At 68.2% G+C, this 14891-nt stretch carries 9 protein-coding genes and 1 pseudogene; 8 read left to right on the top strand and 2 right to left on the bottom strand.

Annotated features, from left to right (window positions below; genetic code table 11):
- Positions 1–743: hypothetical protein (locus AC07Y4_RS24945; protein ID WP_495275248.1), on the bottom strand; the 743-nt coding region annotated here is incomplete at its 3' end.
- On the opposite strand from AC07Y4_RS24945, the pseudogene AC07Y4_RS24940 reads away from it, so the two are divergent.
- The 5 genes and pseudogenes from AC07Y4_RS24940 to AC07Y4_RS24920 form a co-directional block, all read left to right on the top strand.
- Positions 703–4467 (top strand): annotated as a pseudogene (locus tag AC07Y4_RS24940) (beta strand repeat-containing protein); the annotation flags it as partial. The gene AC07Y4_RS24945 and the pseudogene AC07Y4_RS24940 overlap by 41 nt on opposite strands.
- 85 nt (positions 4468–4552) lie before the next feature.
- A complete protein-coding gene (locus AC07Y4_RS24935; RefSeq protein WP_495275247.1) occupies positions 4553–5704 on the top strand; it encodes a DUF2827 domain-containing protein in 1152 nt (383 codons plus the stop codon).
- Positions 5701–6867 carry a DUF2827 domain-containing protein gene (locus AC07Y4_RS24930; protein ID WP_495275246.1) on the top strand — a complete coding sequence of 389 codons (1167 nt, stop codon included), beginning with the start codon at positions 5701–5703 and terminating at the stop codon, positions 6865–6867. The genes AC07Y4_RS24935 and AC07Y4_RS24930 overlap by 4 nt, the downstream gene beginning before the upstream one ends.
- 11 nt (positions 6868–6878) lie before the next feature.
- A complete protein-coding gene (locus AC07Y4_RS24925; protein WP_492697135.1) occupies positions 6879–7469 on the top strand; it encodes a hypothetical protein in 591 nt (196 codons plus the stop codon).
- A gap of 122 nt (positions 7470–7591) precedes the next feature.
- Positions 7592–9850 carry an acyl-CoA dehydrogenase gene (locus tag AC07Y4_RS24920; RefSeq protein ID WP_495275245.1) on the top strand — a complete coding sequence of 753 codons (2259 nt, stop codon included), beginning with the start codon at positions 7592–7594 and terminating at the stop codon, positions 9848–9850.
- On the opposite strand, the gene AC07Y4_RS24915 is transcribed toward AC07Y4_RS24920, so the two are convergent.
- Positions 9756–10610 (bottom strand): helix-turn-helix domain-containing protein, encoded by an 855-nt coding sequence (locus AC07Y4_RS24915; protein ID WP_062477152.1) that lies wholly within the window; start codon positions 10608–10610, stop codon positions 9756–9758. The genes AC07Y4_RS24920 and AC07Y4_RS24915 overlap by 95 nt on opposite strands.
- A gap of 132 nt (positions 10611–10742) precedes the next feature.
- Here AC07Y4_RS24915 and AC07Y4_RS24910 point away from each other — a divergent pair, with 132 nt between their 5' ends.
- The 3 genes from AC07Y4_RS24910 to AC07Y4_RS24900 all read left to right on the top strand — a co-directional run bounded on the left by AC07Y4_RS24910 (position 10743) and on the right by AC07Y4_RS24900 (position 14786).
- Positions 10743–11156, top strand: coding sequence for a hypothetical protein (locus tag AC07Y4_RS24910; RefSeq protein WP_495275244.1), 414 nt, complete (start codon positions 10743–10745; stop codon positions 11154–11156).
- Positions 11157–11446: 290 nt separating this feature from the next.
- Positions 11447–14314, top strand: coding sequence for an aconitate hydratase (locus AC07Y4_RS24905; RefSeq protein WP_495275243.1), 2868 nt, complete (start codon positions 11447–11449; stop codon positions 14312–14314).
- Between the two features lie 10 nt (positions 14315–14324).
- Positions 14325–14786: a metallophosphoesterase family protein gene (locus AC07Y4_RS24900; RefSeq protein ID WP_495275242.1), complete on the top strand. Its 462-nt coding sequence runs from the start codon at positions 14325–14327 to the stop codon at positions 14784–14786.
- Positions 14787–14891: the final 105 nt, after the last annotated feature.

Raw genomic sequence — 14891 nt, 5'->3', positions numbered from 1 at the left:
AGCAGCCTGTCGACTTCCACGTCGTCCGGCCTCAGCACCGCTACCAGCGGCATCGACAGCTTGTCGACGGGTCTGAGCACCGCAACCAGTGGTATCTCCAGCCTCTCCACGGGATTGAGCTCGGCAACCAGCGGCATCTCCAGCCTGTCCACCGGCTTGAGCACGACGAATAGCAACGTCAGCAGCCTGTCGACTTCAACGTCGTCGGGACTGAGCACGGCCACGAGCGGCATCGACAGCCTCTCGACCGGCTTGAGCTCGGCGACCAGTGGCATCTCCAGCCTGTCCACGGGCCTGAGCACTACGAACAGCAACCTGGACAGCCTCTCGACTTCGACGTCGTCGGGCTTGAGCACGGCGACCAGCGGTATCTCGAGCCTGTCCACGGGCCTGAGCACGACGAACAGCAACGTCAGCAGCCTCTCGACCTCCACGTCGAGCGGCCTGAGTACGGCCGCGAGCGGCATCGACAGCCTGTCGACGGGCCTGAGCACCGCAACCAGCGGTATCTCGAGTCTGTCAACGGGATTGAGCACCACCAACAGCAACGTGAGTAGCCTGTCGACTTCGACATCGTCGGGTCTGAGCACAGCGACGAGCGGCATCGACAGTCTCTCGACCGGCTTGAGCACGGCGACCAGTGGCATCTCGAGTCTGTCCACCGGCTTGAGCACGACGAACAGCAATGTCAGCAGCCTGTCGACGTCGACGTCGTCCGGTCTCAGCACCGCTACCAGCGGCATCGACAGCTTGTCGACGGGGCTGAGTACCGCCACCAGCGGTATCTCCAGCTTGTCCACGGGCCTGAGCACCACGAACAGCAACGTCGGTAGCCTGTCGACTTCGACGTCGAGCGGCATCTCCAGCCTGTCGACCGGCCTGAGCACCGCCACCAGCGGCATCTCCAGCTTGTCCACTGGCTTGAGCACGACCAACAGCAACGTGAGCAGTTTGTCGACGTCTACGTCGTCCGGTCTGAGCACCGCGACGAGCGGAATCGACAGCCTCTCGACTGGTCTGAGCACGGCGACCAGTGGCATCTCCAGCCTGTCCACGGGCCTGAGCACCACGAACAGCACCGTGGGTAGCTTGTCGACTTCGACGTCGAGCGGCATCTCCAGCCTGTCGACGGGCCTGAGCACCGCCACGAGCGGCATCGACAGCCTCTCGACTGGTTTGAGCACGGCGACCAGTGGCATCTCCAGCCTGTCCACTGGACTGAGCACGACCAACAGCAACGTCAGCAGCCTGTCGACTTCCACGTCGAGTGGCCTGAGCACCGCTACGAGCGGAATCGACAGCCTGTCGACCGGCCTGAGCACTGCCACCAGTGGCATCTCTAGCCTGTCCACCGGCTTGAGCACGACGAACAGCAACGTGAGCAGCTTGTCGACTTCCACGTCGTCCGGCCTCAGCACCGCTACCAGCGGCATCGACAGCTTGTCGACGGGTCTGAGTACCGCAACCAGCGGTATCTCCAGCCTGTCCACCGGCTTGAGCACGACGAACAGCAACGTGAGCAGCCTGTCGACTTCGACGTCGTCTGGCTTGAGCACTGCGACCAGCAGCATCGACAGCCTGTCCACCGGCTTGAGCACGACGAACAGCAATGTCAGCAGCCTGTCGACTTCCACGTCGTCCGGCCTCAGCACCGCTACCAGCGGCATCGACAGCTTGTCGACGGGTCTGAGTACCGCAACCAGCGGCATCTCCAGTCTGTCGACTGGTCTGAGCACCACGAACAGCAACGTGAGCAGCCTTTCGACCGGCCTGAGCACAGCCACTAGCGGCATCTCGAGCTTGTCTACGGGCCTGAGCACCGCCAATAGCAATGTCAGCAGCTTGTCGACGTCGACGTCGTCGGGTCTCAGCACGGCTACGAGCGGTATCTCCAGCCTGTCCACGGGCCTGAGCACCACGAACAGCAACGTGAGCAGCCTCTCGACCTCGACCTCGTCAGGCCTGAGCACGGCGACGAGCGGCATCGACAGCCTCTCGACCGGTCTGAGCACCTCCACCAGTGGCATTTCCAGCCTGTCCACCGGCTTGAGCACGACGAACAGCAACGTGAGCAGCCTGTCGACCTCGACGTCGTCTGGCTTGAGCACCGCCACGAGCAACATCGACAGCCTCTCGACCGGTTTGAGCACGGCGACCAGCGGCATCTCCAGCTTGTCCACTGGCTTGAGCACGACGAACAGCAACGTCAGCAGCCTCTCGACTTCCACGTCCTCGGGTCTGAGCACCGCCACGAGCGGAATCGACAGCCTGTCGACCGGCCTGAGCACCGCCGCCAGCGGCATCTCCAGTCTGTCGACCGGCCTGAGCACGGCGACCAGTGGCATCTCGAGCCTGTCCACCGGCCTGAGCACGACGAACAGCAATGTGAGCAGCCTCTCGACCGGCCTGAGCACCGCCACCAGCGGCATCTCCAGCCTCTCCACAGGCCTGAGCACCACCAACAGCAACGTCGGCAGCCTCTCGACCTCCACGTCCTCGGGCCTGAGCACCGCCACGAGCAACATCGACAGCCTCTCGACAGGCCTCAGCACCACGAACAGCAACGTCGACAGCCTCTCGACCTCGACCTCGTCCGGCCTGAGCACGGCGACGAGCAGCATCGACAGCCTGTCGACCGGCCTGAGCACGACCAACAGCAACGTCAGCAGCCTGTCCACCTCGTTCTCGTCCGGCCTGAGCACCGCCTACAGCGGCATCTTCAGCCTGTCGACGGGCCTGAGCACGACGAACAGCAACCTGGGCAGCCTGTCGTCCTCGACCTCGACCGGCCTGAGCACTGCCAACAGCGGCATCGGCAGCCTGTCGACCGGCCTGAGCACCGCCAACAGCAGCATCGGCAGCCTGTCGACCGGCCTGAGCACTGCCAACAGCGGCATCAGCAGCCTGTCCACCGGCCTGAGTACGACCAACAGCAATGTCGGCAGCCTCTCGTCGGGCCTGAGCACGACGAACAGCAACCTGAACAGCCTCTCGACCTCCACGTCGTCCGGCCTGAGCACGGTCACGAGCAGCGTGAACAGCCTGTCCAGCTCGGTGTCCACGGGTCTGAGCACGGTGAACAGCAGCGTCGACAGCCTGTCGACCGGCCTGAGCACGACGAACAGCAACGTCAGCAGCCTGTCGAGCGGCCTGAGCACGACCAACAGCAACGTCAGCAGTCTGTCGACGGGCCTGAGCACGACGAACAGCAACGTGAGCAGCCTCTCGACCGGCTTGAGCACGACCAACAGCACCGTCAACAGCCTGTCGACCGGCCTGAGCACCACCAACAGCAACCTGGACAGCCTGTCCACCAGCGTGGGCGGCGCGGCCAGCGGGCTCTCCAGCCTGTCGACCTCGACATCGACCGGCCTGAGTACCGCCACGAGCAGCATCAGCAGCCTGAGCACGACGGTCAACACGATCAACGACAAGGGCACCAAGTACTTCCACGCCAACTCGACCAACACCGACTCCAAGGCCAGCGGTGCGGAAGCGGTGGCGATCGGGCCGCGTTCCGAAGCCAGCGGCGCCAACTCCTTCGCGGCCGGCAACGGCGCGAAGGCCACGGCCGACGGCGCTGTGGCGGTGGGCTTCGGGGCGCAGGCCACGGGCACCAACGCGATCGCCATCGGCACCGGGGCGCTGGCCACGGGCTCGCAGGCGATCGGCGCGAACTCCCGTGCCGGCGGCGGCGGCGTGGCCCTGGGTGACGGTGCGGACGCCGGCGGCACGCCGCTGAGCAAGGCGCAGAACATCGCGCAGGGCACGGCCATCGGCTTCGGCGCGGTGGTCCAGCAGACCGGCGGCGTGGCACTGGGTGCGAACTCGGTGGCCTCGCGGGCGGCGGGCGTGGCTGGCTACGTGCCGGGCAGCGCGAATGCGCAGCAGGAAGCGGCCATCAAGGCCACGACCAGCACGCAGGCGGCGGTGTCGGTGGGCGATGCGGCCAACAACCAGTTCCGCCAGATCACGGGCGTGGCAGCCGGCTCGGCCGACAGCGACGCGACCAACGTGGCGCAGCTGAAGGCGGTCTCGGCGGCTGCGAAGGCCAGCAGCGTGCAGTACGCCACCAACCCCGACGGGTCGGTGAACTACAACCAGATCACGCTGGGCACCGAGACTTCGGGTCCCACGCGCATCAGCAACGTGGCGCCGGGCGTGCTGCCGGGCGACGCGGTCAACCTGGGCCAGCTGCAGCAGGTGCAAAAGCAGGTGGGCGACGTGGCGCGCATCGCCTACTCGGGCTCGGCGATGGCCTTCGCGATGTCGGGCACCTACCTGCCCACGCTGTACCCGGGCGAGAAGACGATCGGCATCGGCATGGGTTCGTACAAGGGCTACAGCGCGGTGGCGCTGACCTTCAAGGCCCTGTCGGACGACGGCAAGATCTCCTGGGGCGCGGGCCTGAGCTCCACCGGCAAGGAGTGGGGCGTCAACGCGGGCATCGGCTGGAAGTGGAAGTAAAAGGCCGTTAGGCCGACGCCCCCGGTCCGGTGGCTCCCGCGCCCTGCGCGCGGGAGCCATTGTTTTTTTGGTACACACTTCGGCCATGCGCATCGGTATTTCAGTCCTCTCCCACGCGGGGCAGAACATCTGGGAAAACGGAATGGGACAGAACGTCCTGTTCCTGGCCCGGCTGCTGCAACGCATCGAATTCGTCGAGTCCGTCACGCTCATCGACGCGGGCGACCAGCAGGCGATGCCGCCGCAGGTCGACCTGTCGGCGATGGGGCTCACGCTGGGCCGCGCCCGCGAGCTGACCGACGCGCTCGACGTGGTCATCGAAATGGCCGGCGCGCTCGACGTGCAGTGGCTGTCGTACTTCCGCGCCTGCGGCGGGCGGGTGGCCTTCCATGGCGTGGGGCAGCCCTTCGTGGCGCTGGCCGAGCCGATCGTCTTTGCCGACAAGGGGCACTTCGGCGCCACCGACCGCTGCGACGAGATCTGGCTGCTGCCCAAGGACACGGCCTTTGCGCCGATGATGCGCACGCTGCACCGCTGCCCGGTGCACGAGGTGCCGTACCTGTGGTCGCCGCAGTTCCTGGCGCAGCGCGTGGACGAGGTGCAGGCGCAGGGCTTTCGCTTCGGCTACCAGCCGCGCACGGCGGAGCAACCGGGCTTTCGGGTGGCGATCTTCGAGCCCAACATCTCGGTCGTGAAGTCGTGCAGCATCCCGATGCTGATCAGCGACGGGGCCTACCGCGCCAACCCGGAGCACGTCGCGGCGATGCACGTGCTCAACACGCTGCACCTGAAAGACCATCCGACGATGCTCTACCTGGCGAACTCGCTGGACATCGTGCGCCAGCACAAGGCCACCTTCCACGGGCGGCATGACTTCGCAGGCTTCATGGTGCAGCACGCCGACGCGGTGGTGTCGCACCAGTGGCAGAACGACCAGAACTACAGCTACCTCGACGCGCTGTACGGCAACTATCCGCTGGTGCACAACTCGCCGTGGCTGCGCGATGCCGGCTACTACTACCCCGACTTCGACATCGCCGTCGGCGCCGAACAGCTGGCCGCGGCCGTGCGCGGCCACGACGCGCAACTCGATGACTACCGCGCGCGCAGCCAGCGCGTGTTCGACGCGATCGATCCGATGCACCCCGCCAACATCGACGGCTACGCGCAGCGGCTGTTGAACCTGGTGGGCGGCGATCCGGCGTTCCGTGCCGGCAACGCGAAGGTGGCCGCATGAGCGAGGTGCAGAATCCCACCGCAGGCCCGCGCGCGGCCGCTTCACCGACCCGGCTGAAAGTCGGCGTCTCCATCTTCATCCGCAAGGGCGAGCAGAGCCTGTGGGAGAACGGCGTCTACCAGAACTGCCTGTTCCTCGTGATGCTGCTGCTGCGTTCGCCCTGCGTCGAGCGCACGGTGCTGGTGGCCGGCGGCGGCGACGGCGGCCCGGCCGACGCCACCAATTTCCTGGCCGACTCGCCGGTGCCGATCATCGACATGGCCACCGCCGCGCACGAGCTCGACCTCATGATCGAGATGAGCGCGCAGCTGGGGCGCGACTGGTCGGTGGCGTTCCGCGAGCGCGGCGGAAAAATCGTCTCGATGCGCGTGGGCAACGACTACGTGATCGACATCGAGCGCATGACCTTCAACAAGCCGCACGGCATGCTGGTCAGCGGCGCGCCCTACGACGAGGTGTGGACGCTGCCCGAGTACGAAACCTCCTGCAAGCCGTACTTCGCGAGCACCTTCCGCGCGCCCACCAAGCTCATGCCGCACCTGTGGAGCCCGATGGTGGTCGAGAAGGCGATGGCGCGCGGCGCTGAGGGCAAGCGCTTCGCCTACGAGCCGGGGCGCAAGCAGTGGCGCGTGGCCATCTTCGAGCCCAACATCTGCATGGTGAAGACCAGCTTCATCCCGATGCTGGGCTGCGAGTCGGCGCACCGCGCGCAGCCGCGCCTCATCGAGAAGATGTGGGTCTACAACAGCTTCCATCTGAAGGACAAGCCGAACTTCGTCGCTTTCGCCCAGAGCCTCGATCTGGTGCGGCACGGCCTGGCGACCTTCGAGGGGCGCTTTCCGCTGTACCAGGTGCTGCCGGGCGCGATCGACGCGGTCTTTGCGCACCACTGGGAGAACGCGCAGAACTACCTCTACTACGAGGCGCTGTATGGCGGCTGGCCGCTCATCCACAACTCGCACCTGATCGGCGACTGCGGCTACCGCTATCACGGCTTCGACTGCGAGGAGGGCGGACAGGCGCTGCGGCGCGCGTTCGCCGAGCACGACGCCAACCTGCCGGCCTACCGCGAGCGCGCACGCGCTCTCATCGCGAAGCTCGACCCGGAAGGCGAGGAGAACGTGCGCCTCTACTCGGCGGCCATCGAGAGCCTCTACGCGTGAAGGCGACACCGATGAACGTCCTCGCCCGATCCACCGTTGTAGCCTGCACGCTCGCGATGGCCGGCAGCGCGCTCGCGCAGGGCGTGCTAGCCCCGCCCGCGGCGCCGCAGGACACGCTCACGCGCGCCGCTGCCAGCGTGGGCGTGCAGCGCTGCCTGCCCGCCATCACGCGGCTGGCCACGCTCACTGTGCAGGGCAGCCGCGCGCACGACGTGCTGCTCGACTGGGACCGCAAGCGCCCCGACGCCGGCCCGGTGTTCTCGCTGGTCGGCATCCAGTACCCGAACGCGGGCGTGGCCGCGTCGATCACCGCCATCCCCGACGACAGCGGCGCCTGCACCGTGGCGGCCGAGCGCATCTCGGTGGCGCCCTTCACCTGCGCCAGCGTGGCCGAGCAGGAACTGAAGAACTACAAGCGCACGCCGCTGCTGCCGATCTACACGGTCTACACCGACGACAAGGAACCCACCTCGTCGGTCTCGCTGATCGACTCGCCGCCGGGCTGCCTCGTGATCCGCCGCTACGTCGAGTACGGCTGGCGCGATCCCAATGCACCCGTGCCGGCCGCCGCGCCGGCCGGGCAGGCGCCCAAGCGCCGCTGATCCCCCGGGCCGCGCGAGCCCGTCTCCGACACGCGCGAACGCCCTTGACCGGCCCGGTGCGGGCCGGTGCCGTCCAAGAATGGACGCATGCCGCGCGCTCCGGTGCGGCGCAAGGAGACCCCATGCCACTGGCGACCCTGATCGGCCGATGGGCGATGCAGCCTTTCTCCAAGGCCCTGCCGCCGCTGGGCGACACCGAGCGTGCCGCGCTCGAGGCCGGCACGGTCGGGTTCGAAGGCCAGCTCTTTGCCGGACGCCCCGATTTCGATGCGCTGACGGCCGCCGGCCCCAACCAGCTCAGCGCGCACGAAGAAGCCTTCCTGGCGAACGAGGTGCCCGCGCTGTGCCGCATGCTCGACGACCACGCCATCGACCAGGCGCACGACCTGCCGCCCGAGGTGTGGCGCTTCCTGCGCGAGAAGCGCTTCTTCGGAATGATCATTCCCGAGGCCTTCGGTGGCCTGGGCTTCGGGCACTACGCGCACGCGACGGTGGTGGCGCGCATCGCGAGCGTCAACGTGGCAACGGCCGTCACGGTGATGGTGCCCAACTCGCTCGGGCCGGCCGAGTTGCTGCTGCGCTACGGCACCGACGCGCAGAAAGACCATTACCTGCCGCGCCTGGCCGATGGCCGCGAGCTGCCGTGCTTCGGCCTGACCTCACCCTATGCGGGCTCCGACGCCGCCGCCATTCCTGACCGCGGCGTGCTCGTCGAGCGCGAGTTCCAGGGCCGGCGCACGCGTGGCTTCCTGGTCGATTTCGACAAGCGCTACATCACGCTCGCGCCGGTCGCCACCGTGGTCGGCCTGGCGTTCCATGCCGTTGACGAGAGCCGGCCCGAAGGCCAGCGTGAGCTGGGCATCACCTGCGCGCTGATTCCCGTGCCGCACGAGGGCATGGCGATTGGCCGGCGCCACCGCCCGATGGACAGCGCCTTCATGAACGGCCCGATCCGCGGCCGGCAGGTGTTCGTGCCGATGGACTGGGTCATCGGCGGCGAGGCACAGGTGGGGCAGGGCTGGCGCATGCTGATGGAATGCCTGGCTGCGGGCCGCGCCATCTCGCTGCCCGCGCTGGGCTCGGCCATGCAGCAGACCGCGCTGTACGTGAGCAACGCCTACGGCCAGATCCGCGAGCAGTTCGGCCTGCCGGTGGGCAAGTTCCATGCGGTGGCGGGGCTGGTCGCGCAGATGTCGGCGCAGCTGTATGCGACCGATGCCGCGCGGCGCTTCACGGCGGCCGCGCTCGACAAGGGCGAGCGGCCCAGCGTGGCCAGCGCGATCCTCAAGGTGCAGCTCACCGAGGCCGGCCGGCGCGCGGTGAACCGGGGCATGGACATCCTCGGCGGCAAGGGGATCATCTCGGGCCCGTCGAACCTGCTCGGCGTGGCCTACCGGCAGGCGCCGATCGCGATCACGGTGGAGGGCGCGAACATCCTCACGCGCGCGCTCATCGTGTTCGGACAGGGCGCGGTGCGCTGCCACCCGCACGTGCTCGACGAAATGGCGGCGGTGCAGGCGAAAGACGAAACGGCGCTGGGCCAGGCGCTCATCGCGCACGGCAGGCATGTGGCGCGCAACCTGTGGCACAGCCTGTTCGGCGCGCCGGTGCTCGGCGATCCGCCCGAGGCGCTGGCGGCCGAAGCGCGGCTCATCGCGCGCATGAGCGCCAAGTACGCGCTCACCGCCGACCTGGCCATGGGGCTGCTCGGCGGCAAGCTCAAGCGCATGGAGCTGCTGTCGGCGCGGCTGGGCGACGTGCTGGCCCACCTGTACCTGGCGAGCGCCTGCGTGTGGCGCTACCGCGTCGATGCGGCGCCCGAACTGCTGCCCTTTGCGCAGGCCGCGATCCGGTTGCAGCTGGACGAGGCCGGCAAGATCCTGCGCGACCTCTACGCCAACCTGCCGACGCCGGGGCGGCGCCTGCTGGGCGCGCTGGTGCTGCGCCGCACCGCGCACCTGGCGCCGCTGCGCGACGTGCAGCTGATGGCGCTGGCCGAGCTGCTGCGCACGCGCCCGGAGGTGGTCGCTCGCCTCGTGCCCGATCTGTCGGAACCCGGCCCGGGCGGCCTGCGCGACCTGATGCAGGCGATGGCGCTCGGTGCGCGGCTGGGCGAGGAGACCGCCGCGCTCAACAAGGTGCTGCGCCGCACGCGCTCGCTCGACGAAGCGGCGCAATCGGCCAGCGACCCCGCGCTGGCGCTGGCCTACCTGCAGGCGGCCGACAAGGTGATCCAGGTCGACGACTTCGAGGGGCCGGCGCGCAACGCGGACGGCAGCGCCGGCCTCAGCGTGCCTGCTGCGCCGCCAGTGCCGTCAGCGCCGCTGCCGTCTGCTCGTCCGCCGGAAAGAACGACTCCACCGCGAGTTCCTGCAGCGTGACGTCCACCGGCGTGCCGAAGATCGTGATGGTGCTGATGAAGCTCAGCACGCCGCTGGGCATGACCACCTGGAACGGCACGGCCACCGCCGACAGCGCGGTGTCGAGCAGCGGCGCGTCGTGGCTCACGGCGGGCGGCGGGTAGCCCTCCAGCTCGTCGTGCAGCGCCTGCAGCACGGTGTCGCCGGTGGCGGCGATCTGCTGCTGCAGCCGCTCGAGCAGGTGCGTGCGCCACTGCGCGAGGTTCGCGATGCGCGGCGCCACGCCCTCGGGGTGCAGGCTCAGGCGCAGCACGTTGATCGGCGGCTTCAGCAGCTCGGCCGAGCAGCCTTCCATGAGCAGAGGCACCAGCGCGTTGTGCGCCACCAGGTTCCAGTGGCGGTCCACGGCCAGCGCGGGGAAGGGCTCGTGGCCCTTCAGCACAAGGTCGATGGCGCGGCGCGCCGAGGCCATGGCCGGGTCGTCGAGCGAGCGCTGGCGGTACATGGGCGCGAAGCCGGCGGCCACCAGCAGCGCGTTGCGCTCGCGCAGCGGCACGTCCAGGCGCTCGGCCAGGCGCAGCACCATCTCGCGGCTGGGCGCGGCGCGGCCGGTTTCCACGTAGCTCAGGTGGCGGGTCGAGACCTCGGCCTCCTGCGCCAGGTCGAGCTGGCTCAGGCGGCGGTGGGTGCGCCAGTGCCGCAGGTGGGCGCCGAACGGATCGCGTGCGCCGGGAAGGCCGGCGGCGGCGGCCTTGGACGAATGGGTGCGGGGGGTGTTCATGGAGCCGCATTCTGGCGCGGCGGCGGCGCGGCGCCATGACCTCCCAGGTCATCGACGCGATCCACGCCCGGCGGAATCATCGACCCCAACGCAGCAGGACTGGCCTGCAGCGTACCCACCCAGGAGATCCACATGTCTGTTTTCGCTTCCCCCCGCTTCCTGTCGAACGTGATGTGGGCCGACGCCGCTTCGTGCGCCGCGACCGGCGCGCTGCAGGTGGCGTTCACCGATGCCCTCGCCTCCCTGACCGGCCTGCCCGCCTGGCTGCTCATGGGCACCGGCGTGTTCCTGCTGGCCTATGCGGCCGCCGCCGCCTTCATGGCCAGCCGCGCCACGCCGCCGCGCACGCTGATCGGCCTCGTGGTCGTCGGCAACTTCGCCTGGGCCGTGGCCTGCGTGGCGCTGCTGGTGAGCGGCGTGTTCGCGGTCACCGCGCTGGGCACGGCCTGGGTGCTGGCGCAGGCGCTGTGCGTGGTCGTGCTGGCCGAGCTGCAGTGGACCGGGCTGCGCCGCACCCGGGACGCCGCCGGCATGGCGATGGCCTGAGAAGGTGTGAATAAACCTACTGCGCGTCCCGATCTCGCATCTGCGGTCCTCACCGTACGCGTGTACGGCTCCGGTCCTCGATGCGACCTCGGCCCGCTCGCTACGGTTTCTTCACACCTTCTGCGCGCCCGACGACCGTCCGCTCCACGCCCGCCGCACCCCGTGCGGCGGGCGTTTTCGCTATGAGAACGATAGTTCCGGGAGAGCCCGACAAGGAAGACCGACTACAGCCACTGACATTGAACCTCGCTATCCTTGAGAGGCTTCCACGAACACACAGGAGTCTTCTCATGGCCAAAGCCCCGGCGCACGCGTTTGCGTCCACCCTCAAGACCTTCAAGACCGCGTCGGGCAAGTCCGGCAAGTACTGGTCGCTGAAGGAACTGGCCAAGCAGTACCCCTCGGTGGAGCGCCTGCCGGTGTCGATCCGCATCGTGCTCGAGTCGGTGCTGCGCAACTGCGACGGCCAGAAGGTGTCGGCCAAGCACGTCGAGGAGCTGGCCCACTGGGCGCCCAACGCCGAGCGCACCGACGAAATTCCCTTTGTCGTCACCCGCGTGGTGCTGCAGGACTTCACCGGCGTGCCGCTCCTGGCCGACCTGGCCGCCATGCGCAGTGTGGCCGCCAAGCTGAACAAGTCGCCCAAGACCATCGAGCCGCTGGTGCCCGTCGACCTGGTGGTCGACCACTCGGTGATGGTCGACTACTACGGCACGCCCAAGGCGCTCGACCTGAACATGAAGCTGGAGTTCCAGCGCAACAACGAGCGCTACCAGTTCATGAAGTGGGGCATGCAGGCCTTCGACACCTTCGGCGTCGTGCCGCCGGGCTTCGGCATCGTGCACCAGGTCAACCTCGAGTACTTTGCGCGCGGCGTCTACAAGAGCCCGGCCGACAAGAGCGACACGCCGGTGTACTACCCCGACTCGCTGGTGGGCACCGACAGCCACACCACCATGATCAACGGCATCGGCGTGGTCGGCTGGGGCGTGGGCGGCATCGAGGCCGAGGCCGCCATGCTGGGCCAGCCGGTCTACATGCTCACGCCCGACGTGGTGGGCTTCGAGCTCACCGGCAAGCTGCGCGAAGGCGTCACGGCCACCGACCTGGTGCTGTACGTCACCTCGATCCTGCGCGCCGAAAAGGTGGTGGGCAAGTTCGTCGAGTTCTTCGGCCCCGGTGCCGCGTCCATCGCCGTGCCCGACCGCGCCACCATCGGCAACATGGCGCCCGAGTACGGCGCCACCATGGGCTTCTTCCCGGTCGACGAGATGACCGTGGCCTACTTCGAAGGCACCGGCCGCACCAAGGAGGAAGTGGAGCGCTTCGCCGCCTACTACAAGGCGCAGGGCCTGTTCGGCATGCCCGCCCCGGGCGACATCGACTACACCAAGGTCGTCAAGCTCGACCTGGGCACCGTCTCGCCCAGCCTGGCCGGCCCCAAGCGCCCGCAGGACCGCATCGACCTGGGCCACCTGTCGACCAAGTTCGCCGAGCTGTACAGCAAGCCCAACGACGCCAACGGCTTCAACCAGCCGGCCGACAAGCTCAAGCAGCGCTACGCGCTGACGCGCGACGGCCAGAGCGGCGACACCGAAGTGCCCCCGCCGCCGCCCGGCTCGCCGCGCCCGGTCATCGAGATGGTGGCCAACCGCTCGACCAAGGCCGCGGCCCACACCAGCGCCACGGCACCGCCCGCGCCCAAGGGCCAGATCACGATCGGCAACGGCGACGTGCTCATTGCGGCCATCACCTCGTGCACCAACACCTCCAACCCGAGCGTGATGCTCGCGGCCGGCATCCTGGCCAAGAAGGCGGTGGAAGCGGGCCTGAAGGTGCAGCCGCACATCAAGACCTCGCTGGCCCCGGGCTCGCGCATCGTCACCGAATACCTGGAGAAGGCGGGCCTGCTGCCGTACCTGGAGAAGCTGGGCTTCTATCTCGCGGGCTACGGCTGCACCACCTGCATCGGCAATGCCGGCGACCTCACGCCCGAGATCAACGAAGCCATCACGAAGAACGACCTCATCGGCGCGGCCGTGCTCTCGGGTAACCGCAACTTCGAGGCGCGCATCCACCCGAACCTGAAGGCCAACTTCCTGGCCTCGCCGCCGCTGGTGGTGGCCTTCGCCATCGCGGGCAACGTGATGACCGACCTCATGACCCAGCCCGTGGGCAAGGGCAAGGGCGGCAAGGACGTGTACCTGGGCGACATCTGGCCCACGCCGAAGGAGATCGACGACAACCTGCGCTTCGCGATGAACGCCAAGTCGTTCCGCGCGAACTACGAGAAGGTCAAGAGCGATCCGGGCAAGTTCTGGACGAGCATCAAGGGCACGACCGGCCAGGTCTACGACTGGCCCACCTCGACCTACATCGCCGAGCCGCCGTTCTTCGAGGGCTTCCAGATGCAGCCGCACGCGTCGGACGCGGGCATCCAGGGCGCGCGCGTCATGGCGCTGTTCGGCGACTCGATCACCACCGACCACATCTCGCCGGCCGGCTCCATCAAGGAAAGCTCGCCCGCGGGCATCTGGCTCAAGGCGCACGGCGTGCCCAAGGCCGACTTCAACAGCTACGGCTCGCGCCGCGGCAACCACGACGTGATGGTGCGCGGCACCTTCGCCAACGTGCGCATCAAGAACCTGATGATTCCGCCGGACGCCAACGGCACGCAGGAAGAGGGCGGCGTCACGCTGTTCCAGCCGGGCGGCGAAAAGATGTTCATCTACGACGCCGCCATGAAGTACATGGCAGCGGGCACGCCCACCATCGTGTTCGGCGGCGAGGAGTACGGCACCGGCTCGTCGCGCGACTGGGCCGCCAAGGGCACGCAGTTGCTGGGCATCAAGGCCGTGGTGGCGCGCAGCTTCGAGCGCATCCACCGCGCCAACCTGGTCGGCATGGGCGTGCTGCCGCTGCAGTTCCGCGGCGCCGATTCGTGGCAGACGCTGGGCCTCACGGGCGAGGAAAAGATCGACGTCGTGATCGGCGGCGAACTCAAGCCGCAGATGGACGTGAAGCTGGTCGTGCACCGCGCCGACGGCACGCACCAGGAGGTGACGGTGCGCCTGCGCATCGACACGCCGATCGAGGTCGACTACTACAAGCACGGCGGCATCCTGCCGTTCGTGCTGCGGCAGCTGCTGGCGGCCTGACGGGTCGGGCTTGATCCGCGTCGGGCTCATCTCCGACACCCACGGCCTGCTGCGCCCGCAGGCCGTGGCGGCCTTGCGGGGCAGCGACTTCATCGTGCACGGCGGGGACATCGGCGACGCCGGCATCCTCGACGCGCTGGCCGCGATCGCGCCGCTGACGGTGGTACGCGGCAACAACGACCGCGAGGCCTGGGCCGGGGCCATTCCAGAGACGGCATTCCTGAAGGTCGGCGACGTGCATGTCTACGCGATCCACGACCTTTCCCAGATCGACATCGACCCCGCCGGTGCCGGCGTGCGTGTCGTCATCTCCGGCCATTCGCACCAACCCAAGGTCGAGGAGCGCGGCGGCGTGCTCTACGTCAATCCGGGCAGCGCCGGCCCGCGCCGATTCAAGCTGCCTATCGCCGTGGCCGAACTGATCGTCGACGGCGACACCGTCAGCGCGCACATCGTCGAACTGCCCTTGTGAGCGGGGCGGGGTCGAATACCCCTAATTGAGAATAAATCTTATTTGATGGGGTATCCTCGGGCCGTTCCTTGAGAAATGCACCACATCGGGGCATTTTCAAAGAAC

This window comes from Variovorax sp. GW460-12-1-14-LB1, from assembly GCF_059423605.1.
This window is presented reverse-complemented; position numbering and strand designations above follow the sequence as displayed.